The following is a 23,767-nucleotide window of genomic DNA, read 5'->3' on the forward strand; positions in this document are numbered from 1 at the left end:
GGAAAATATCCAGCAATTGCGATCTTTTCTATGTATGCATAATAAATTTTTCCTATACTGTACAATTAAAATCGTAATAGGTTATTCTTTTACTGAGCCTAAAGTAATTCCTGTTATAAAATACCTTTGAAGAAATGGATAAATCATCAACACTGGAATCATTGCTATGAAAATTTTTGCAGCATTAAGCGATTTATTATTAAGCATGGATGCAAGTTTAATCTGCTCTGTGTCCATAGTACTATAATCTAAAACTACAACTAACTGTTGAATATAAGTCTGCAGTGGATAATTAGACTGCTTTGTATTTAAAACCAATCCCTGGAAGAACTCATTCCAGTGACCTATTATAGTAAACAATGTAATAGTTGCAATTACTGGCCCGGAAAGCGGAATAATAATTTGAAATAACGTACGCCAAGGACCGGCTCCATCTACAAAAGCTGCTTCCTCCAGTGCCGGAGGTATATTCCTGAAGAAGTTAATTACTAATATAACATTGAAAACTGGAAGTCCTCCAGCAAGTACCAACCCCCAAATTGAATCTATTAATCCGTATTTTTTTACGGTAAGATACCAAGGAATTGTACCGCCGTTAAATAGCATGCAGAATATGAGCACCCACATGTAAACATTACGATGAGGTAACTGCTTAGATGTTTTAGATAAAGGATATGCCATCAACACAATTGCACCTACACCTACTACTGTTCCCAGAAAAACTCTTTTTACCGATACCCAGAAAGACATTAAAAACGCCGATTCACCAACAATCTTTTTATATGAAAGTATGTTGAAGCCTATTGGCCAAAAGGTAACTTGTCCTGCATTAACTGCCCCTTTGTCACTAAGAGAAACCATTAATATGTACCAAAGAGGCAGCAGACATAAGAGTGTAATTAAAATCAATATTATTGCATTTGTAACATTAAATATTCTTGAACCAACTGTTTTACGTTCAATCAAAAGATCCACCCCCCGAAACTTCGTTAAAAGATTTTATAGCCTGTAAATTTGTCTGCTAGAACATAACTAATGATTATAAGTATGAAGCTTACAACAGATTTCAAAAGACCAACTGCAGTAGCAAGACTATATTGTAAGTTTACAAGACCTGCACGATATACCCAAGTATCAATAATATCACCTGTAGAATAAACTAACGGATTGTATAAGTTGTATATCTGATCAAATCCTGCATTAAGAATATTACCCAGGGACAGTATTGCGAGCAGAATAACAGTTGTCTTAATACCAGGCAGTGTAACATGCAAAAGCCTTTTAAATCGTCCAGCACCATCTATAGCAGCAGCTTCATGAAGAGCTGGGTCAATTCCGGTCAAGGCTGCAAGATATATAACAGCATTATATCCAAAGCCTTTCCATATGTCTGACCATATTACCAAAGGTCTAAACATATCAGCACGTCCAAAGAAAACGATTGGTTTAATTCCAAAAAGTCCCAGAAAACTGTTAATTGGACCTACCACTCCAAAAATATTTAAAACGATGTTTGCAAGTATAACCCAGGATAAAAAGTAAGGTAAATATGCTATTGTCTGAATTGGTCTTACCAATTTCTTAATTGTTAATTCACTGAGCAGTAATGCAAAAATTAATGGAATGATAAGATTTCCAATTAATTTACCCACTGCAATTATAATTGTATTAATAAATACCTGTCTTACATCGTCCATACTAAACATATAACGAAAATTTTCCAACCCTATCCACGGCGATTTAAAAATTCCTATAGACGGATTAAAGTCCTGAAAGGCCATTATGATTCCAAACATAGGAACAATACTGAATAAGATCAACCAAATATAACCGGGCGCCATCATTATCCAATAATGTATGAGATTTTTTTTGCTATTCATTTTATTATTTTCCCCCTTCTTCGTAACTTTTTAGCAAAGTATGAGATTTGCTTACAACTGAATTGCACTGATTCTTACACTAGTAAATTTAAGTATTTTCATAAGTGCTGCATATTAGATTGGTATATAGTAAAATATATTGTCTAATGATTTCGTTTACAAATTTAGTATAACATTAATTAAATGTTAACAATATGGACATATGTTATACAATTTGTGTAGTTTTTTTAATATAAAAAAAACATTTTTCATGAATGTTAAAATTGTTTCTTTTTTTCGAAACATAACACATGATAAAAAGGGTAGGAAGTGATTTCCGTCGGCTAAAAAATGCCTCCTCCAACCGCTTCCTACCCTATGCCGATTCTATGCATTTACAAAGTATTATTTGCTATATTTCTTCTCCCAAATTATTTTTCTTGTTTATTTATTAGTATTTTCTTAAGAACTATCTTCATATTACTTTGTATATTATATGTTTACACCTTTTTAACAACTCATACAATTTATTCACATATAGTTAAAAATCATCTACAATTGGCAAAAACCACAAATTCCTAGAGACTAAAAAAATTAGAAGTGATTTCCGTCGGCTGAAAAATACCTCCTATAATCACTTCCAATCTATGCTTACTCTATGCATCTACAAATAGATTTTTGCAGAATTTTTATAGCTACTGGATACCAATATCTTTTGTTTTTAATTACATTTTCTTAAATTTTGTTTTCTATATTCTCCTGGTGTCATTCCTGTTAATCCGCAAAACACCCTTATAAAATAATTAACATCTTCATATCCTATATCTTGTGCGATGTCTGCTACTAAAGTATCCTTTTCAACTAATAAAATTTTAGCAGCTTTAATTCTTTCCTGCCGTACAAATTCTTTAAAAGACATTCCTGTATATTTTTTAAAATTAATAGAAAAATAGCTTCGGCTGAGATTAACAATTTGAGTAATTTCTTCTACGTTTAATTGCATTCCTAAGTTTTCCTTTACATAAATTACAGCTTTTATAATACATAACTGCAATTTATCTAGGTTTGTTTCTTCGGATGCTTTTTTATATAAATCTTCTCTAAAAGCGGTAAGCCATTGAAAAAAATCGTCGAGATTATCATATTCAGGTACTTCTTTACCTACTGAGCAGATATTTTTTTCAGCCTCACTTGTTAAATGCAGCAATACCTGTGCAACTCTCCATATTGAAATACCAAGTTCCCTTGTACTGCTGCAAAGCTCTTCAAAAGTAGTATCATCATAAATCCAATACATTTCATTCCACTTTTTGACAAGATAATCCCATTCCTTCTCATCGACTGTGTGTAGGTTATGGACCTTTGTCAAACGCAATTTAGCATTATTGTCAGGCTTTATATTGGTCTTTGGCATAATTCCTTCAACTTTCTGACTTATCCGTTTAAGAAGTTCATCACAATCTGTACTTTCCATCTCTAATTTTGAAATATAATCTAACGCTCCAATTCTTAAGGCTGACTGTACATAGTGAAAATCCTCATGAAAAGTTAATACTACAAACAGCAGCTTAGGGTTAAATTCTAGACTTTTCTCCATTAATGAAATCCCATCCATTACAGGCATATCTAAATCCACAAACAGTAAATCAACTGGTGTTTGCTTTAAAAATTCCAATGCTCTCTCTCCATTTTGAGCTTCACCCACAACAACCATTCCGTATTTTTCCCATGGCATCATTGAAATAATTCCTTGACGTACCAAGCGGTCGTCATCAACAATTAATACACGATACATGTCAGTTCTTACCCCCTTTAAGAAAATTTACTTGCTCTCACTCTGCGTCAAAATTACCGGTTCAGTACTATCGATTGGCAAAAGCAAAGTTACTTTCGTTCCCTGCGTTAATTCACTTTCAATGTTAATTATTGCTCTATCTCCATAAAATGATTCAAGCATACCATACACATATCTTAGTCCAATCCCACCAACTTTATTGCCTTCTGTAGAATTTCTTTGCATGGTTTGCTTAATACTGTGAAGTTCATCATTTGTAAGTCCTTTTCCGTTATCCTCCATTGTTATTATAATAGCATTATTCAAATCAGAATGAGATACAGAAATGCTCAAACATCCCTCCTCACCTAAACCATGATGAATAGCATTTTCTGCAATAGGCTGCAAAATCATTCTAGCAGTTGGTGTTTCTAAATAGTCTCCATCTTCAACCTTTAATTCTACTTTAAAGTCATAGCGCATTTTTTGGAGCTTAAGGTATGACTGAAGCATCTTGAGTTCTGTATTTATGGTAGTTTGCCTGTCTATTTTATCAAGACTGTACGCCAGAATATAATTGAGCTCTGCTGTAAATATTTCAATTTCTGTCTGTCCATGCATTTTTGCAAGCCAATGAATGGAATGAAGTGTATTCATCAAAAAATGCGGATTTATCTGATAGTAAATTTTTTCAATTTCAAGCTTATGCTTTTCACGAGCCATATTTTCAACATTTAATAAAAGTTTTTGAATTTGCTTTTTCATAGTATTGAACTGCATAAAGAGAGTATCATATTCTATTACACCAGTATGTACAGAAACTGTGTGTAAATCGCCTTTTCCAACCTTCTTCATTTCTTTTGAGAAAATTGCAAGAGGTGTATAGATTAGTCTCGATAGAAAAATAAATGAAAATCCAAAAAGAATTCCAGCTAATAATAATATTACTATAATGTTACGGACCCACGCATACAATTCTTTATTATATTCACTAGCAGGCAATAATAGAACATTTGTATATCCACTATTGGTAGTTACTTTGCAACCTACATATTTTCCTACTTCTCCAAAATAACTTTCTCCTACTCTTTGTACATTTTCCATTTTAAACGAATCCCCTGCTGAAAAATCCTTTGTACTAGAATACTGAATACGCTTTTTTGAATCTACCTGAAGAAGAGCATAATGTAATTTTTGAACCTTGGAAAGTGCATCTATAGTTTTTTCATCATCTAATTTAGCTTCAATATAGATTACAAGTTCTTTTCCATTATTTAAATAAACCCTTCGAGAAATAGAAAGTACCTGCCACATACCAAGACCTAAGCTGCTGGATTGATGTAACGAATTATATTCCATATTACCGTTCTTCATTAAAACATTTAACTTTTCAGGAGAAAATCCATCATATGTTTTAAAGTTATAAAAATAATTTTTTTGTGTTTGTGGATCAAAGTACGTTCTACAGGTAATATCTGTATTAACAAACGTAATTTTAATTAAATTATCTGAAATTTGTTGTCCAACACGATATCTATTAAAGTTAGAATTTACATCAAAGTAGTTGTCTAATAAAGAGCCTATTGTACCTTCAGGAGACATTAGCTGAATAACTTGTCCCATATTGGCATAGCACTGTGTCATCTTGTCAGAAAGCTGCTGCAGACTTGATGCTATAGAAGTCTTAAGCTTATTCTTCTCGATAGAATGTATAGTATAAAAGGAAACTAAGGATAATAATATTAATATTATCGAAGTTTCCGTGACTACTATAAAAATCAATCTCTGCTGTAAAGTTTTAAATTTAAAATATTTAGATAGAAAATCCGGATGACACAATCTCATAGCATTCCCTCCATATGAAGTCGTCAATTGGCGAACTAGTCTCTTACTTCACTTCATACATCTATTTACAAATTGACATCGTTTCCATACCTATAATAACACAATTGTCCACACCAATCAATTATTGAAAAATGGAACAATCAAGCATTATTTATCATAAAAATCCATATATTTATCAGCTGATAATACATCCTGAGTTATACTGAAAAAACTTAATAAAGCAAAAGCTGCTCCTTGAAAATTATACAAAACAATTATAATTTTATAAGTACTGCTGATTGTGCCGCAATTTCTATTCTTATCTTACCTTTCACAGGAACATATATTTTGCCGTTAACTAAATCTTCAGCATTTGTGCTATTTTCTATTTCGATAACGTAACTTATATCTCCATTATTTATATAACCCTCTAAGCATTCTCCATTCAACTCTCTTTTAAAGCCGTATACATTTTTTGATTCATCTATAAGTATTGTATTAAAATCACCATAAGTAAGTACTTTATTCGTTTTTCTTATTGTAATTAACTTTTTATAGTAATCTCTTAGTGTTTTATTTTGCTTTCGTTCATCCCAGACCATTCCCCTTCGGCAGTATGGATCATGACCTCCCGTCATTCCTATTTCATCTCCATAATAAACCATAGGTACACCAGGAAAAGTAAACTGAATAAATGCAGCAAGTGCTAACTTATCAACTCTTTCTTCTGAAACGTTAAGAAAACGTGGAGTATCATGACTATCAATCAAATTCCATAATACGTTGTAAGCAGGGATTTTATATAATCCTCTTATGGCTCCTATTCGTTCGCTAAACTCTTTTGGGCTTATCTTATTAGTTGCGATGAAATCTTTTACTGCACCAGAAAAAACATAATTCATTACCGAATCAAACTGATCCCCTTGAAGCCATGAACTCGAATCATACCACACTTCTCCTATTATTAATGCATCTTTCTTAACTGCTTTAACTGCTTGTCTAAAATCTTTCCAAAAGTGATGTCCCACTTCATCGGCTACATCCAAACGCCAACCGTCAATATCTGCTTCTCGAATCCAATAGGTAGCTGCATCAATAAGATATTTTTTTGTAGCTTCATTCTTAGTCATCAGTTTTGGCATGTGTCCTCCATAGGCAAAGGTTGCATAATCAGGTTCATCTTTAACTTCTACTGGAAATTTTCTAATATCAAACCAAGCTTTATACTCGGATTTTTCTCCTTTTTCTCTTACATCCTTAAATGGAGGGAATTCTATGCCCGAGTGGTTAAATACTGCATCAAGGATTATTCTAATACCTCTTTTATGAGCTTCTTTAACAAGTTCTTTTAATGTTTCTGTAGAACCAAACTGAGGATCAATTTCAAAATAATTAAACGTGTCATACTTATGATTGGAACCTGCTCTGAATATAGGGTTCAAATAAATTGTATTTACTCCCAAATCCTCCATATAATTTAACTTATCAATTATACCCTGTAAATCTCCGCCTAGCATGATTTTGGTATCTACTTCAGAGTCCCATGGTTTTACATCTTCTGGATCATTAGACTTATCTCCATTATTATATCGTTCAGGAAATATTTGATATACAATGGATTCTCTAGCCCACTCAGGAACTACAAAAATATCATTTTCATCTATTGTTGGAAAGCTGAAAAAATCTGATCCTTCATCTGGTTGTTCCTCTGAAAACAAATAGTTTCCATAATATAAGCTTTTCTCCCCATCTACCAGCTCGAAGAAATAATTTAGACTAATAAAATCATGTGATACTATGGCTTCATAATAATCAAATAAACTATCAGTTGCTACTTTTTTCATTTCAATTTTAAAAGTTTCTTTGTTTCTAAAATACTTATATTTATCCATATAGAACAATTTAATTTTTTTCAAATCATCTCGTCCTGTTCTTATCTTAATAACCACATCTCTCTTTGATATTGCATATGCATAATCTGAATTTATTTTATGATAAACCGCTTCTTTCAACATAAACTTATCTCCTCGTAATAAATTAGTCTGAAAATTTTTCAATCATTAATCTATATAACATTTTCAGCAAACGTGTGAATTATGAAGCCTAAAGAAAAACTAGTTTCTTAGCTTATTAACTATAACTGTAGTTTCTTCTCCTGGGATTAATATATCCTCATCATAAATAGTTATAGTTAATTCTTGCTCAGCTTCATTAGTAACAACAACATTTTCTTTTGATATATCTATCTTGAGCAATGTTCCTCTGAACATAACCTTGAATGAGAAAGAATTCCAATGTCCAGGCAGAAATGGATTCAATACTAGCTTACCATTCCTTACTCTCATTCCTCCAAAGCCCTGTACAACTGACATCCACGTCCCTGCCATGCTAGTTATATGACATCCATCCTCTGTATCATTATTGTAGTTGTCCAAGTCTAATCTTGCTGTTCTTAAATACATTTCATAAGCCTTCTCATAATACCCTATTTTTGCTGCAAGAATAGAATGTACACAAGATGATAATGATGATTCATGAACAGTTCTTGGCTCATAAAAATCAAAATTTCTTTTTATAGTAGCTGTATCATATCTATCTTCTAAAAAGTATAATCCTTGTAGTACGTCAGCCTGCTTAATAAAACATGATCTAAGAATCCTGTCCCAGGACCAATTTTGGTTTAGAGGCAGATTCTTAGGGTCCAAATCCTTAACTAGTATCTGTTCTTTATCCATGTAACCATCCTGCTGCAGATAGATTCCAAGTTTCTCTTCTACAGGGTAATACATATTATCAATAATATCCTTCCACTTACTGATTTCAGTATCTTTTATGTTAAGTTTATTGTGTAGTTCAGCATATCTTTCAGGTTCATTATTTTTTAAGTAGTCAATCACTTGAAGAGTATATTCTAATGTCCAAACAGCAATTCTATTTGTGTACCAATTATTATTTGAGTTATTTTCATATTCATTAGGTCCTGTTACACCCAACATAACATATTTACCCTTATTATTAGAAAAATTAACTCTTTCTTCCCAGAATCTTGATATTTCTACTAGCACATCTAACCCGTATTGACCTAAATAGGATTTGTCTCCAGTATAATTCACATAATTGTATATTGCATGAGCTATAGCGCCATTTCTGTGAATTTCCTCAAAGGTTATCTCCCACTCATTGTGACACTCCTCACCATTCATGGTAACCATCGGATATAATGCACCTTTTGTAAAGCCTAATTTTTTAGCATTTTCTTTTGCCTTATCCAACTGTTTATACCTGTAGATTAAAAGCTGCCTTGCAATTTTTTGATCTGCTGTACTCAAATAGAAAGGTAAACAATATGCTTCTGTATCCCAGTAAGTACTTCCGCCATATTTCTCCCCTGTAAAACCTTTAGGTCCGATATTTAGTCTGTCATCCTCCCCTGTATAAGTCTGGTTTAATTGAAAAATATTAAACCTGATTGCCTGCTGAGCTGAAACATCGCCTTCAATAACAATATCGCTTTCCTTCCACTTATTATGCCAAGCTTCTGCTTGTTCATTAAGCAGCTCCTCAAATCCCTTATCAAAAGCTTTTTCTAAAATTGTCTTTCCTACATTTTCTAGTTCATCTATTTTATAATCTCTTGAAGTAACATTAGCTACATATTTATAAATTGTGGTGTCTTCATCTCTTTTTATTTTGAGTTCAACTACATTACCAACAAATTTTTTTTCTAGTTTAGTCCTAGCATTGAAATTTATCTTTTTGCCAGACTGCTCTATATCATATTTCATAGATGAATTTACATAAAAATCAAGTTTCTTTGTTTTTACTGTCAATGAAGCTTCTCCCATCGCACTGTTCGAATAAATTTCATCCCAAAACTTCTCATCATAGTTTGAATCAGTATTCTTCACATTTCCATCTAAATAAGGAGAAATAGTTAAAACACCATCAAAGTCTATAGGTGTAACAGAATATTTAATAGCTCCTATCTCTTTTTGAACGATACTAACAAATCTTTTTGCATCTACCTTTATTTTCTTTCCGCTTGGAAGCTTTGCTGTAAAGCTTCTCTGCAAATATCCGTCTTTCATATTTAATATTCTTACAAAATCGTTTACCTGACACTTTGCAAGATCTACTGCTTCTCCATCTATACTGATATCTATTCCAATCCAATTAGTAGAATTCAATACCTTTGCAAAATACTCCGGATAACCATTTTTCCACCAACCTACTCTTGTTTTATCCGGATAATATACTCCTGCCATATAACTTCCCTGAAGAGATTTACCGCTGTATTGCTCTTCAAAGTTAGCTCTTTGTCCCATATATCCATTGCCTATACTAAAAATGCTCTCAGAAATTTGATTGTTCTCTGCATCAAAATGATTTTCTATTATTTTCCATTCGTCCATTTTTAAATACTGTTTCATATTAACGCTCCTCTACATAAATTTAAAATACTAATCTATCCAGTGTCATCTGCTTTAAAGATGGAATAACGTAATCAGCTTTTCCTAAAATCTTAGCATCACCAATACCTATACTATGCATTCCTGCATTTATTGCGGCTTCAATACCAGCTTGGGCATCTTCAAAAACTACACATTTTTCCGGAGGTACACCAAGTTCCCTTGCTCCCGATAGAAATACCTCTGGATCCGGTTTTGCTTTAGTAACTTTATTGCCATCTATTATTACATCGAATTTATTAATCAAATCCACATTACCCAATATTGTCATAGCATTTTTACTTACGGATCCCAATGCAATTTTATATTCCTTAAGTCTTAATACTTCCAGAAATTCTTTAGCACCTGGAAGTATTTCTTCTTTTGTCATCTTTGAAATATATTCCCTATACCATTCATTCTTTTTTTCTGCAAGTTCCAGCTTAGTTTGATCATCTACTGCCAGACCGCCTATTTCTAAAAGTATATCTAGCGACTTCATTCGGCTTACTCCTTTTAACCGTTCATTCTGTTCCTCGGTAAAATCAAATCCAAATTCGTCTGCTAACCTTTTCCACGCCAAATAGTGGTATTTAGCAGTATCAACTATAACACCATCTAAATCAAATATACATGCCTTTATACCCATCCCATTTCCCCCTAACTAATTTCTATTGTATAGATCTAAGCTTCCACCAACCTATCTATTGTTTTCTTAAGTTAGTACAGCTCTAATAAAAAATCCTTTATCTTAATTTGTGCAAACGGTTGCCCAATAACCAAATTATAGTTTACTCCGCATACCTTGTCAATCGAATTTTTATAAATAATATAATATAATTTGTTGCATAAAAAAGGGTAGGAAGTGATTTCCGTCGGCTGGAAAATGCCTCCTCCAACCACTTCCTACCCTATGCCGACTCTATGCATTTACAAAGTATTATTTTCTATAGTATTTCTCCCAAATTATCTTTCTTGTTTATTTATTTACTAGTATTTTCTTAAGAGCTTTCTTTTTATTACTTCGCATATTATATAGTATATTCTTTTAACGACATATACAATATATTCATACACAGTTAAAAGTTATCCGCAATTGGCAACATACATAAATTCCTAGAGACTAAAAAAAGGAAATGTTGTGGCACTACGAAGATTGATCCATTCATTAAGCACTTGTAACACAAATTTTATGTAAATTTGCTGACAATTGCTTAACTCACTCTATATCTCCTTTGTGCCACAACATTTCTTATTTCCTAACTCTTATTATGCTGCTTCCTCAACTGCTATACTAATTAAGATTGTACCCATTGCTTCTAATTCCAACGGTGCAATAATGTTAGGAGCTTTATTTGATATCTCGATTTTTTCTCCCATTAACAAAGTAGGTGGTGTAATATCAATATTTATATTTTGACCAGCAAATATAGTACTAGCATTCCCCATAATCATATTTCCCATTTCGGAAACTGCACTCTTGCTTATATCGTCTAACTCAGTTACCTCCATTCCGCCCATCATAACAGAAGCAATTTTTTTAGCAGTATCTATAGGCAGTTCAAAGGATACTTGTCCTTTAATTTTCCCAATTACTCCTATCATTACAACCACTTGATTTGATAAAAGAACAGAATTTCTCAAATACGGTTTTTCATGTTTTACCCCTGTTCCAAAAAGCATTTCTGTCACTGACTGAGTAGCTTGTACAAATGAATCTATGTATTCTGACTTCATATTAATACCCCCATCTTATTTTGTAATTATTAAACATCAACTTACCTGCATCATAGTAAACCAATAGCTTAATCTGCTTTACCTTAATATAGAAAACAAAATATCCGGTATACTATCCAGAGACGCCTGCTTTTCAACAGCCCCAATATTATACGCCGCCTTTGGCATCCCATAGACAACAGAAGATTTTTCATCCTGCCCGATAGTGTTTGCCCCTTTTCTTCTCATTGAAAGAAGCCCTCTAGCTCCATCGTAGCCCATGCCCGTAAGTATGATTCCTACAGCATCCCTACCGCACTCCATTGCTACCGACTCAAATAATACATCAACAGATGGACAATGTCCGTTTACTTTATCACCCTGAAAGCACTCAACCCTGTACCTACCACCAACCTTCTTAATTTTCATGTGTTTCTCTCCAGGAGCTATGAGCACCTTACCTTGCTCCAGATAATCACCTGTCTGTGCCTCTTTTACATTAAGAGCAGTAGAACTATTAAGCCTTTGAGCAAACATATTTGAAAAAACTGCAGGTATATGCTGAACTATCACTACTCCTGGAAAGGCGCTTGGAAAACGCCTTAAAAGATTGTATATAGCTTCTGTACCACCGGTTGAAGCTCCTATGGCAACAATTTTACTCTTTTTGCTTAAGATTTGATTATTAACCGCATTGTCCTTTACCATCACTTGTGGAAGCTTTACTTTCGCAGCAGCAGCGATTTTTATCTTAACTATTAGTTCATTAATAAAACCTTCTACACTGCTAACTAACTGAAAATTCGGCTTAGTGACAAAATCAACTGCTCCTACATTCATAGCATCAAATACAGCTTCACTCACTGTACTAACTACAATGACAGGCAACTGATATTGAGGAAGTAATCTGCGTATGAATTCAATTCCATTCATCTTTGGCATTTCCACATCGCATGTCATAATATCTGGCTTAAAAGCTAATATTTTATCTCTCGCATCAAAAGGGTCAGAAGCTTTTGCTACTACCTGAATATTGGAATCAGTTGAAATTCCTCTTGCCAATACTTCTCTAAACAATATACTGTCATCAACTACTAATACTCTTATCTTATTCGCTTCCGCCATAGCATCACCACCTCGTTCATTCTTTTCTATACATAGCTGGCATAATATACTTATAACCTGTTTCTTCACGAATTAATGACTCTGAATGTCCAATAAATAAATATCCTGCAATCTCTTCTTTTCTTAAATTGATAAAAAAATAGCAGACATTACTTAGAATGCCTGCCATGAGTAAACTACCTTCACTTTATCGGCAACCTGACTATCATAGCAATTTATTTTGCGTTAGACTCATGGCTTTGCGTCTCCGTCTTTCAACGGATTTGCTATTTGTTAATAAGTTTTATATGTAGCATAAAGATTAATAATAGTTAAATATAATTTAATAAATGCTTGAACTATTTCTATGATACCACATATATAAGTCGAATTCAGTAGTTTTTTATCTTGTGATAATGATTTTATTAAATTTTTATAAAAAACATTTCTATTTTGTCAAAATATATTTTTCATGCTTCTATAATTTTTGCTACTTATGATCATATAATTCGTGATAGCATATAACACTACCTTTTTTCAATATATCTATTGCATACTTTATGGCAGAAATTATTTTTTCTACCACACATAACATTAGTTGATCCGCATTTTGGACACATGTTCCTGTCTTCCTCATACTTTATTTCGTATATATTACCACAATCAATGCATTTAAATTGACACACGTTTCTCGTATAGTTCCCGCCAGTTATATTTATAGCTTTTCCTTCTATAATAGCAGTGGCAATCTTTTTTCTTGCACTGTCTATTATATTTTGAAAGGTTTGCCTTGAAACATGCATTTTTTCAGCACACTCTTCCTGTTTTAGCCCTTCAATGTCCTTTAACCTCATTGCTTCAAGCTCTTCTACCTTAATTATTATATCTTCCACTTCACATTTTCTTCTACCTGCTGGTATAAAGTATGTATATTCAGGCAAATTTTCTACTCTTCTATATTTCACTGGTCTTGGCATTTTTTATCTCCTTCTCTTTCCACGTAAATACAATTAATCTGTACTTATATTATTAAATATTAATATAGCATATATATTATACTGTTAAAATCTATATATTTAAAATAAGTATCCTTAATATTGTTATATATAGTAAAATACTAACGAGCTATTAGTATTTTTTATATGCAAAAAAACAAAGTGCTGACTTCGTCAACACTCTGTTTTTTCTAATGGCAATGTCCACCACAATCCTTACAATCGCATCCACATTGAAGAGACTTCCCGCTCTTTTTGCTTTTAATCATACTCCTTACTGATAAAGCTAGAACTCCAAGCACTATAATACCAACTATAACTGTTCCCATAATGGTTCCTCCATTCTATATTTTACAAGCCTGCACATAAAAATTATGCTGGTTCTATTTTTTATCTAGTCATATTTACTTCTTCCATGCTAATGGTATTAGTTTCCCTGTATGGTCTAAACAATAGATATAAGAAGAATATTACTATCACAAATGCCACAGCTGTACCGATTCCAAATGTACCAGCTGAAATAAACATTCCTATTTGATAAATACAAAGCGATACAAGATAGGCTAAGCCTGTCTGATATCCAATTGCTATCCAAAACCATTTTGTATTATTCATTTCTCTTTTAATAGCTCCCATTGCTGCAAAACATGGAGCACACAGAAGATTGAATACTAGAAAAGAATAAGCAGAAATCATAGTCATATTTCCAGCCAGATTTTTCCAAACCTGATGGCCATTATCTGCTACTTCCGAGAAGCCATACAATATTCCAAAGGTGCCAACTACATTTTCCTTAGCAACAAGACCCGTGATTGCAGCAACAGCTGACTTCCAATCTCCCCACCCTAAAGGTGTAAATATAGGTGCAATAACTTTGCCTATGTTGGCTAAGAAGCCATGTCTTAAGTCTTCTACCATTGTAAATTTTCCATGTTCAATTCCAAAGTTTGATGTAAACCATACGAAAATTGTAGAGAATAATATAACAGTTCCCGCCTTCTTTATAAATGAATACCCTCTCTCCCACATACTTCTAAGTATGTTTTCTACTGTAGGAAGATGATAGGCAGGCAGTTCCATAACGAATGGTGATGGATCTCCGGCAAACAATCTTGTTTTCTTTAATATTATTCCAGACAAAATAACCGCTATGATTCCTACGAAGTATGCACTTGGAGCTACCCACCATGCACCATGAAATAATGCTCCAGCTATTAATGCTATTATAGGAAGCTTAGCAGAGCACGGAATAAAAGTTGTTGTCATAATCGTCATTTTTCTATCTCTGTCATTCTCAATAGTACGTGATGACATTATACCTGGTACACCACATCCGCTAGCAATTAACATAGGTATGAATGATTTTCCAGATAGTCCAAACTTTCTAAACACTCTATCCATGATAAAAGCAACTCTCGCCATGTAGCCACAAGCCTCTAAAAACGCAAGAAACATAAATAATACCAACATTTGAGGTACAAATCCAAGAACTGCACCAACTCCAGCTACAATACCATCAATGATAAGGCTCTTGAGCCAGGCTGCACAACCAATAGAGCTAAGTCCTGCTGTTAATAATTTAGGTATTCCTGGTACTAGTGTTCCAAAAAAATGCCACCCGTCACCAAACAAGCCATCATTCACCCAATCTGTTGCAGCAGTTCCAATGGTTGTTATAGCTACATAATATACAAGAGTCATAACTACTGCAAATATAGGAAGTGCTAAAAACCTATTTGTTACCACTCTATCAATTTTATCTGATGCAGTTAACTTATCTTTACTTCTTTTTGTATAACATTCTTTAATAATTGAAGATATGTAAGTATATCTTTCATTTGTAATAATACTTTCTGTATCATCATCCATTTCTTTTTCAATTTTTTCTATTTCATCTGTGATATCAGGAATGCTCTTCATTTGTGAAGCTATCTTATCGTCACGTTCCAAAAGTTTTATTGCGAAAAACCGTTTTTGTTCTTTTGGCACATCACTGCTTATTTTATCTTCAACACTCTTAAGAACCTCTTCCACCTTAAGTGCAAATGTATGAACCGGTGGAGTTTTAGCCTTATCACTTGCTAACTTAACAGCTTTTTCAGCTGCTTCAATGATTCCACTACCCTTTAAAGCTGATATTTCAACAACTTCACAGCCCAGTTTTCTGCTAAGCTTGTCAACATTTATTTTATCACCATTTTTCTTTACAATATCCATCATATTGATTGCCATAATAACAGGAATTCCTAATTCCATTAACTGTGTTGATAGATATAAATTCCTCTCAATGTTTGTACCATCAACAATATTAAGAATTACATCTGGTTTTTCATTAATAAGATAATTTCTTGCTACTACCTCTTCCAATGTGTATGGCGATAATGAATAAATACCAGGAAGATCCATAATTACAACATCTTTATGGCCTTTCAATTTACCTTCTTTTTTCTCCACCGTAACACCTGGCCAATTCCCCACAAATTGATTTGACCCTGTCAAGGCATTAAATAATGTTGTTTTTCCACAGTTTGGATTTCCTGCAAGAGCTACTTTTATTAACATTACTACCCCCTATCTGCTGTTTTGCACAGCTTACTAAGATTAGTTATAACTAACCGTAGAGTAAAAAAATTATTCTACTTCAATTATCTCTGCGTCTGCTTTCCTAATAGACAATTCATAACCGCGCACAGTTACTTCCAAAGGATCACCAAGCGGAGCTACTTTTCTTACATATATATTCACACCTTTTGTTATACCCATGTCCATAATACGTCTCTTTATCGCTCCACTTCCATTAATTCTTATGGCTTTCACTGTATCTCCGCATTTAATTTCTTTTAAAGTCCGCATACTCCACACCTCTTATATCATAATTTTGTTTGCCATATCCTTATTGATTGCAACACGGGACTCTTTAACATTTACAATCATATTGCCACCGATCTCTGATACAACTGTTACCATTCCGCCTGCCACAAAACCTAGATTCTCTAAAAATCTTCTTACTTCTTCTTTTCCGCCAACTTTTCTAATTAAATTAGTTTCTCCTGCTTTGGCCATAGTCAAAGGCATTTTAATCCACCTTCCTCTGTATTGATAATGATTTTCAATAACATCTTTCATAAGTTAGTATATACTAATACCGATTAGTTGTCAATAACTATGATATTAATTATCATTATATTTTAGTTTATTTATACTTAGTTAACTATTTCCATAACCTAATAATAAGCTAACTATTTGATGATAATTATTCGATATGGTATACTAATTTTATTATATTATCTTGACTAATTATGTAGATTTTGAAAAGAGGGACTTTAAATGAATGTAAATGAATCAGCAGAAAATTATCTAGAGACCATTTTAATTTTGAGCCACCGTTTACCAGTAGTTCGTTCTATTGATATTGCTACCGAGCTTAACTTTAAAAAGCCAAGTGTTAGTGTAGCCATGAAAAACCTACGTGAAAAACACCTTATAACGATGACAGAGGCTGGTTATATTTCTCTTACAGAATCTGGCAAAGAAGTTGCAAATATGGTTTATGAAAAACATACTTTTCTTTCTAATTGGCTAGAATATCTTGGTGTAGACCCTAGAATTGCTTCAGAAGATGCTTGCCGCATTGAACATGTTATTAGCACTGAAAGTTTTGAAGCTATAAAAGAGCACGTTAAGAAATTTCATTCGAATATAAATTTATTACGCTAAACATTAAATATGAGAATCAGATATAAAATATCTATAATATGCTTTATAATCTAAATATTCAAAAGTATAACTTAAGCATTTCTTTTCTATTTATTTTCTCCGATTTTACCATCTGTACTCTTATACCTGATATATCCAAACCATAATTGGCATCGTTATAATACAAACTATAGTTGTAACTGCATTTATAATACTTGCATACTCTCCATTTTCTCCGTAGATTTGAGCCATCTGGGTCACCGTTGATGCAGATGGTGCTGCAGCTGCAAGAAGACTGATAAGCAGAATCATCTTTCCATTTGATACTAAGTTCATCATACCGCTATATTTAAGTAAAATCATAATTATCAAGGGACAGACTATCATCTTAAGAAAAACAACTATGTAAATTCTCTTATAGGCAAACACCTTTTTTAAACTCATATTTCCGATCAACATTCCTGCAACAACCATACAAATAGGACCAATCATAACACTTACTGATTCCATGGCTCGCGTTACAATATCCGGCATTTGTAATCTTGTAACAAAAAGTAAAATTCCCAAAAAGATAGCTATCATATTAACATTTAAAAGAATTTTTTTCAGATCTATTTTTCGTTCACCACAAAGTACCATCCTGCAATGTGTCCAAAAAAGTACTAACTGCACAACTATGAAAGCACTGGAATAAATTACCCATTCCTTTCCTAAGATAGAAGTCACAATCGGAATAATCAAATTTCCCGCATTTGAGTATATTATTGAGGTTTTTTCCACAGCGTCTAAATTGAATATCTTTTCAAGTATCTTTCCTAGAGTCAACAGTATAATATGAATCAATACTGCTGCTGCAAAAGCAAGAATCAAGCCATTTCGTATGCTATCTGTATATTTAACCTGAAAGGCATTAATAATCACACAAGGTGTTATCAGATAAAGAGCAACTACAGAAAGAGTTTTGCTCTCTTCTGTTTTCAATAAATGCGTCTTTACCAATACAAATCCCATAACCATAATTAAAAAGAGTACAGCAATCTGTTTCATTAATAATAAACTAATCATGATTTTTCCCCTTATTCTCTGTCTGATTCAAACACTTAAAATCCATTTATCGTTTTGTTTTCCTGTTCATTGTATAATAAATGTGAAAAAATATAAAGTGTACACTTAAAAGTAAGATGCTCTTCTCTTAAATAAATAGAAAAGTCAAACCTCAGTGGATAAATTTAATGTTTCATTTGCTTTCTTTTATGATATGATACAAATAGAAACTATTTTTATATGTCAGGCATCGCTGACTAGCTCTCCACTTTAAGGAAATCTGGATTGTGAAGGAGGTCCTATCTATGCATAATACTGCTAAAAAAAAAATATATACCTATACCGATTATTTAAGTTATCCTGAAGACAAACGTATCGAGATTATAGACGGTGACATATACAACATGGCAGCAGCTCCATCAAGAATTCATCAAGAAATTATCACAGAACTACTGTTTAGAATAAGAAAATATATAGAAGTTAACAAAGGAGACTGTAAAGTATATCCTTCTCCTTTTGACGTAGTATTAAAAAACGATAATGAAGATGCAGCCTATAGCAGAAATATAGTTCAACCTGACATTTCGGTTATATGCGATAAAAGTAAACTTACTGATAAAGGCTGCACAGGATCACCAGATATGATTATTGAGGTTGTATCACCCTTTAATCCTAACAGTGACTATATAAGAAAACTAAATTTATATGATCAATATAAAGTCCGTGAATACTGGATAGTAAACCCTATGGAAAAAACTATATTAGTTTATAGACTTGATAAAAACAACCAATATGCAGCTCCAAAGGCATACACTTTTAACGATAAAATAAACGTAGGAATTTATAATGGTTTAGAAATTGATTTTAATACATTTGACATATAGCTGCATAAAAATTGAAGCTCTGTCCCACAGAGTTTCAATTCTATTTTCACCAAAAATCACACCTCTGAGGCGCTGCATTCTCAGCAGTTACCGTATTAGAGGAAGCCTTATTGTAACCTTTCCACTTCCTAAAGCCTCATCATTTTCGATAACAATTTTTCCTCCATGAGCCTTAATTATTTTATTTGCAAAAGCTAAGCCAATTCCGTAATGGCCGGTTCTGCTTCTACTCTTGTCCTTCGTGTAAAACATTTCTTTAGCCTTTAGCATAGCTTCCTCTGAAAAGCCATCTCCCTCATCTGTTACAATAAAGGAAAGCCAGTCTCCTTCTGAAACTACCCTCAAACTGATTTTTTTACCTTCAGGAGTATGTTCTATACCGTTCATGATAATGTTCATAAAGGCTCTCTCCATTAAGTTTGAATCTATCTTCCAGCTTAGTTGTTCCTTCAAAGTATTTTCTAATACAATCTTAATGTTCTTACTACCTATAGCAGCAATGGCCTTCTTTTCTATAGTGGCTAAGAAATCCTTAAAACTACTCTCTTCAAGCTGCAAAACAAAATTATCATTATCATTTGTTGTCTCCATAAGCAGTTTTACATATTCCTCTACCTGTTTTGTTGCATCCATGATTTCGCTGCTATAGACAAATGAAGTTTCATCCTTTTGTGTTAAACTTAGCAGCTCTGCATTACCTCTGATTATGGTTATAGGTATCTTTATATCATGTACTAATGCACTTATCTGTTCCCTCTTGTTTTTTTCCTGCTCAAACTGAACTTCAAGGGAATTTTTTAAACTTATACGCAAGCTGTTTAAAGAATCCATAACCCTTTGATATTCTAGAACAGAAACTGATTGTTCCTTAAAATCCAGTTCCTGTTTTTCTATTCTTTCTGTAACGAATCTAAATTTATCTAACTCTTGCTTCATTTTTGCAGAGAACTGTTTCGTAAACATATACAGGATACCTATCAAGCAAAGAATATATAGTATGGCAAAAGCCCCTTCAGGGTATGGCAGAAATCTTCTCAGTTCCGTATTTGAAAACTGCACTGCTATATAATATTTTATAATACAATACTCATTGGCTCGTTTTATTACATAAAATCCGGAATATCTTGCCATCCTAATTCCATCATTACTTATAATCTTTTTAACCTTTTGGATTTCGGCTTTCTTCATATTTCCACTCACCACATTTAGGTTTTGCTTTTTTAAAACTACATAGGATAAATTGTTTGGAATGAGATTAGCTGTCACCTTATGAGCTTCTGATATCTTGGTTTCAGCCTTTTTTATAAGCTGTTCTGAATAATTTGAAGGAAGAAGGATACCCATTTTCATTAACTGAGTAAATGCTACTATACTTACTAATAAAAACATAACAACTGCTAGTCCAATTTTGACAACAAACCTTGTAATATACGCTTGTATGGAGATTTTTTTTACGCCCACTTATAACCAACTCCCCATATAGTTTCAATAGGACAATTATCGATTTCATTAAATTTCTTACGTATTAACCTTATGTATTCTGTTATTATAGAAAAAAGTGCATCGCTATCTAGCTCATATACAGCCTCGTAAATCTGTTCTTTAGTAAAAACTCTGCCTTTATTGGCAGCCAAAAACTCGCACACCTTATACTCATTCTTTGTAAATGCTAGAACCTTTTCATTCACTCTTATCTCTTTTTTATCAAAATCTACTGTTATATTTCCATCCACTAGTTTTCTGGTTCGCTTTTCACGGTTTTCTCTTCTTAAGTAGGCTTCAACCCTTGCATTTAACTCCATAACCCCAAAAGGTTTAGGCAGATACTCATCTCCGCCTTCCATCAATCCCTGTACTATTGCAGCCTCATCAGTTTTGGCAGTCAGAAAAACTATAGGGCAATCTACTGTGCCTCGAATTTTTCTGCACAATTCAAAGCCATCCATTCCAGGCATCATAACATCCAATAAAATTAGGTCATATCCGCAAAAGGCTTCTATATCAACTCCTTCAGCACCCTGAAATGTTACTACCTCGTGGTTTTTAAGTGAAAGAGCATTTTTAATAAGTTTTAATATTCTTGAGTCATCATCTACCGCTAAAATTTTCGCCATGCTTCACCTCCATCCAATATGATAGCGTTAATCACGCTCTCTGTCTACCTTCCCAGAAATAGAAAACAGCTATAGATAAGCTTAAGCAGCAAACTGTCATAATCCCCATAATCAAGCCGCCTGTAATGTCGTTATGTTGATAATACTTATAGGTTAAAGGAACTTTTGCTCCATGTGCATATTGCGAAACCGTCATAAAGTTAGACAAACGTACTGACCATGCCCATGGTAAAACTCTCCATATACTGTCTCCCTGGCCTGTACAAGCTAAAGCACTGATTATAACCCCCGCAAAACCCATTATGTTGCTAATACCTGTTCCGAAACAATAGGCTATAATTAAATAGAAGCTGTAAAGAAATATAACACTAATAAATACAATCATTGCTGTTTTAATAAACATTATATAGCTTATATTCTTAATGTGCAGTACAAACTTCATCGACAGCAGAAAGCTTACGACTGCCAAAAGCAGTGCAAATGCACACATAGATAGCAGCATACATAATTGGCTTATAAAGGTTGTTACTTTATGTCTCGTTTTTCCCAGCATCATCTGAAAGCCTCCAGCCTGCTGTTCCTGACTCACAACAAGACTGCAAAGCACAGCTGCAATAAGCGTCATTGCATAGCCTATCATTTGAAAGAAGGTTCCAAATAGCCCGATGTTAGTTAATCTTCCCTTTCTTCCAAGGCATAAAAATGTAAGCAAAGCTGTAAGGATAACCGGTAGCCCAATATGCAGCCACATAAAAACACTTTTCTTATTTTTATAAAATTCAGCTCTATAACTGTTCCAAAACATTAGCTGATCACCTCTCTATTCGCAAATATAACACTGGTTAATATAGTAAGCACGATGAATAACAATAAACCTAAAGCTATTCCTATTGGTATTACATTAAAATTTATAAGTATATTATCAGCTTTTAGTATTAGTCCATTAGGATGCGTATGTAAAATTGGCACCTGAAGTCTCAATGGATATGTCCATGGATCAAGCCACCATAAACTAGATGGAGCCTTTCCTGCACCCAGCTCCAGATTAGCAGCACAGCCTATAATCATAAGTACAAAAACATTAATTCTTTTGCTTAACCAAAGGCACAGCGGTATCTGCCAGAGTGATACCAGCCAGGATATAAGAATTGCTGCAAAACAGCTATAAAAAGGTACAACCTTTGAGGTCTGATGAATCAAAGCTAGCTGAAGTACTACAAAAATTACGCCTAAAGCTATTGAAGCTATGAAGGTAAAAGCTGCAATAACCATGTTTTTAGCTATCCAGCTTCTTTTCAAATCAATCGGGAACGAAAATATAGTTTTATAGCCTGTATCATTTTGTTCGATTGTATGAAACATACCACAAAGCAGCATAATCAAAGCAGGCATCCATAATAATCCCCAGTGATTCATCGAACTTAAAAAGGTTAACCGTATATCTCCACCTAAAAAGCTAAACATATATGCAATACAAATACATACTATAGGAACAAGTATAAGCAGCTTTCTCAGAATAGATCCTTTAGTTTTTAATAATTCTGACTGTAGATATCTTTTCACTTATATAACCCTCCTATCTCCAATACTTTTAGCGGCTACCTTCATAAATAGGGTTTCTAAATCCTCACCTGTATTTGCTGCTCCTTCATACCCAAGAACTCCATGGCTCATAATCCCAACATAATCCACAATCTGCTCAACCTCTGACAAAATATGACTTGATAATATCACCGTCATTCCCTGCGCTGGGAATGACTTTATTAGCTTTCGTAATTCTTGAATTCCAATTGGATCAAGTCCATTAGTAGGTTCATCAAGTATCAATAGCTTAGGTTTATTTAAAATCGCAATAGCTATTCCCAGACGCTGTTTCATTCCCATAGAAAAATTTCTTGCCTGCTTTTTTCCTGTACCCTCTAAATCTACTATTTCCAGCACTTCATCAATTCTAGTATCCGGTAAACCCAGTATTGTAGTGTGAACCTTTAAATTTTCTCTGGCATTGAGGTTTCCATAAAGAGGTGCTTGTTCTATTAATGCCCCAATGTCTTTTAAATCCTTGCGGCTCCATGCATGTCCATTAAATATGAGCTCTCCTGAGGTTGGTTTTATAAGCCCTGTTATCATTTTTAGAGTGGTAGATTTCCCTGCTCCATTTGCTCCTAACAAGCCATATATGCAATTCTCTGGTATTGAAAGGCTCAGATTTTCCACAGCCTTTTCCTTTTTAAATATTCTTGTTATTTTATTAGTTTTTAATATGTATTTGCTATCCATAATTATCCTCTCCTTTTAACAAGAATAAG

The 23,767-nt window shown here is 33.4% G+C and carries 22 protein-coding genes, 1 pseudogene and 1 riboswitch; of the genes and pseudogenes, 2 read left to right on the forward strand and 21 right to left on the reverse strand.

Annotation, left to right across the window (positions count from 1 at the left end; translation table 11 throughout):
- Positions 1–81: 81 nt before the first annotated feature.
- The 15 genes and pseudogenes from CLORY_RS03905 to CLORY_RS03975 all read right to left on the reverse strand — a co-directional run bounded on the left by CLORY_RS03905 (position 82) and on the right by CLORY_RS03975 (position 16,795).
- Complete coding sequence (locus tag CLORY_RS03905; protein ID WP_079422202.1) at positions 82–966, reverse strand: carbohydrate ABC transporter permease; 885 nt, start codon at positions 964–966, stop codon at positions 82–84.
- Positions 967–989: 23 nt separating this feature from the next.
- The gene (locus CLORY_RS03910) at positions 990–1,880 is read right to left on the reverse strand and encodes an ABC transporter permease (RefSeq protein ID WP_079422203.1); all 891 of its coding nucleotides are present in this window, start codon (positions 1,878–1,880) and stop codon (positions 990–992) included.
- Between the two features lie 700 nt (positions 1,881–2,580).
- On the reverse strand, positions 2,581–3,654 hold the full coding sequence (locus CLORY_RS03915; protein ID WP_079422204.1) for a response regulator transcription factor: 1,074 nt from the start codon (positions 3,652–3,654) through the stop codon (positions 2,581–2,583).
- Between the two features lie 27 nt (positions 3,655–3,681).
- Entirely contained in the window at positions 3,682–5,478 is a 1,797-nt protein-coding gene (locus CLORY_RS03920; RefSeq protein WP_079422205.1) for a sensor histidine kinase, read from the reverse strand.
- A 254-nt stretch (positions 5,479–5,732) separates the two neighbouring features.
- Positions 5,733–7,472 (reverse strand): glycoside hydrolase family 13 protein, encoded by a 1,740-nt coding sequence (locus CLORY_RS03925; protein ID WP_079422206.1) that lies wholly within the window; start codon positions 7,470–7,472, stop codon positions 5,733–5,735.
- Positions 7,473–7,571: 99 nt separating this feature from the next.
- Entirely contained in the window at positions 7,572–9,887 is a 2,316-nt protein-coding gene (locus tag CLORY_RS03930) for a glycoside hydrolase family 65 protein (protein WP_079422207.1), read from the reverse strand.
- Between the two features lie 22 nt (positions 9,888–9,909).
- Positions 9,910–10,554 carry a beta-phosphoglucomutase gene (gene pgmB / locus CLORY_RS03935; RefSeq protein ID WP_079422208.1) on the reverse strand — a complete coding sequence of 215 codons (645 nt, stop codon included), beginning with the start codon at positions 10,552–10,554 and terminating at the stop codon, positions 9,910–9,912.
- A 620-nt stretch (positions 10,555–11,174) separates the two neighbouring features.
- Positions 11,175–11,642, reverse strand: a complete 468-nt coding sequence (locus CLORY_RS03940) for a chemotaxis protein CheX (RefSeq protein ID WP_079422209.1) — start codon at positions 11,640–11,642, stop codon at positions 11,175–11,177.
- 78 nt (positions 11,643–11,720) lie between these two features.
- A complete protein-coding gene (locus CLORY_RS03945) occupies positions 11,721–12,746 on the reverse strand; it encodes a protein-glutamate methylesterase/protein-glutamine glutaminase (protein ID WP_079422210.1) in 1,026 nt (341 codons plus the stop codon).
- Positions 12,747–12,762: 16 nt separating this feature from the next.
- Positions 12,763–12,861 (reverse strand): annotated as a pseudogene (locus CLORY_RS03950) (CheR family methyltransferase); the annotation flags it as partial.
- A gap of 74 nt (positions 12,862–12,935) precedes the next feature.
- Positions 12,936–13,024: riboswitch (cyclic di-GMP riboswitch) on the reverse strand.
- Between the two features lie 228 nt (positions 13,025–13,252).
- The gene (locus tag CLORY_RS03955) at positions 13,253–13,702 is read right to left on the reverse strand and encodes a DUF134 domain-containing protein (RefSeq protein ID WP_079422211.1); all 450 of its coding nucleotides are present in this window, start codon (positions 13,700–13,702) and stop codon (positions 13,253–13,255) included.
- 209 nt (positions 13,703–13,911) lie between these two features.
- Positions 13,912–14,049, reverse strand: a complete 138-nt coding sequence (locus tag CLORY_RS03960; RefSeq protein WP_079422212.1) for a FeoB-associated Cys-rich membrane protein — start codon at positions 14,047–14,049, stop codon at positions 13,912–13,914.
- Positions 14,050–14,110: 61 nt separating this feature from the next.
- Positions 14,111–16,282 (reverse strand): ferrous iron transport protein B, encoded by a 2,172-nt coding sequence (gene feoB, locus CLORY_RS03965; protein WP_079422213.1) that lies wholly within the window; start codon positions 16,280–16,282, stop codon positions 14,111–14,113.
- Positions 16,283–16,351: 69 nt separating this feature from the next.
- Positions 16,352–16,573, reverse strand: coding sequence for a FeoA family protein (locus tag CLORY_RS03970; RefSeq protein WP_079422214.1), 222 nt, complete (start codon positions 16,571–16,573; stop codon positions 16,352–16,354).
- Between the two features lie 12 nt (positions 16,574–16,585).
- A complete protein-coding gene (locus tag CLORY_RS03975) occupies positions 16,586–16,795 on the reverse strand; it encodes a FeoA family protein (RefSeq protein WP_079422215.1) in 210 nt (69 codons plus the stop codon).
- A gap of 252 nt (positions 16,796–17,047) precedes the next feature.
- On the opposite strand from CLORY_RS03975, the gene CLORY_RS03980 reads away from it, so the two are divergent.
- Positions 17,048–17,437 carry a metal-dependent transcriptional regulator gene (locus CLORY_RS03980; RefSeq protein ID WP_079422216.1) on the forward strand — a complete coding sequence of 130 codons (390 nt, stop codon included), beginning with the start codon at positions 17,048–17,050 and terminating at the stop codon, positions 17,435–17,437.
- Between the two features lie 120 nt (positions 17,438–17,557).
- Here CLORY_RS03980 and CLORY_RS03985 read toward each other — a convergent pair whose 3' ends face one another.
- The gene (locus CLORY_RS03985) at positions 17,558–18,481 is read right to left on the reverse strand and encodes an AEC family transporter (RefSeq protein ID WP_079422217.1); all 924 of its coding nucleotides are present in this window, start codon (positions 18,479–18,481) and stop codon (positions 17,558–17,560) included.
- A 284-nt stretch (positions 18,482–18,765) separates the two neighbouring features.
- On the opposite strand from CLORY_RS03985, the gene CLORY_RS03990 reads away from it, so the two are divergent.
- Positions 18,766–19,344 (forward strand): Uma2 family endonuclease, encoded by a 579-nt coding sequence (locus tag CLORY_RS03990; protein ID WP_079422218.1) that lies wholly within the window; start codon positions 18,766–18,768, stop codon positions 19,342–19,344.
- Positions 19,345–19,431: 87 nt separating this feature from the next.
- Here CLORY_RS03990 and CLORY_RS03995 read toward each other — a convergent pair whose 3' ends face one another.
- The 5 genes from CLORY_RS03995 to CLORY_RS04015 are packed head-to-tail and all read right to left on the reverse strand — an operon-like array spanning position 19,432 to position 23,738.
- Positions 19,432–20,805 (reverse strand): sensor histidine kinase, encoded by a 1,374-nt coding sequence (locus tag CLORY_RS03995; RefSeq protein ID WP_079422219.1) that lies wholly within the window; start codon positions 20,803–20,805, stop codon positions 19,432–19,434.
- On the reverse strand, positions 20,796–21,458 hold the full coding sequence (locus CLORY_RS04000; protein WP_079422220.1) for a response regulator transcription factor: 663 nt from the start codon (positions 21,456–21,458) through the stop codon (positions 20,796–20,798). The genes CLORY_RS03995 and CLORY_RS04000 overlap by 10 nt, the downstream gene beginning before the upstream one ends.
- A gap of 31 nt (positions 21,459–21,489) precedes the next feature.
- Positions 21,490–22,263: a lantibiotic immunity ABC transporter MutG family permease subunit gene (locus CLORY_RS04005; protein ID WP_079422221.1), complete on the reverse strand. Its 774-nt coding sequence runs from the start codon at positions 22,261–22,263 to the stop codon at positions 21,490–21,492.
- Complete coding sequence (locus CLORY_RS04010) at positions 22,263–23,021, reverse strand: lantibiotic immunity ABC transporter MutE/EpiE family permease subunit (RefSeq protein WP_079422222.1); 759 nt, start codon at positions 23,019–23,021, stop codon at positions 22,263–22,265. Before CLORY_RS04010 ends, CLORY_RS04005 begins: the two co-directional genes overlap by 1 nt.
- Positions 23,022–23,738 (reverse strand): lantibiotic protection ABC transporter ATP-binding protein, encoded by a 717-nt coding sequence (locus CLORY_RS04015; protein WP_079422223.1) that lies wholly within the window; start codon positions 23,736–23,738, stop codon positions 23,022–23,024. It lies immediately after the preceding gene.
- Positions 23,739–23,767 lie beyond the last annotated feature (29 nt).

This window comes from Clostridium oryzae (genome assembly GCF_002029235.1).
GTDB classification, from domain to species: domain Bacteria; phylum Bacillota; class Clostridia; order Clostridiales; family Clostridiaceae; genus Clostridium_AE; species Clostridium_AE oryzae.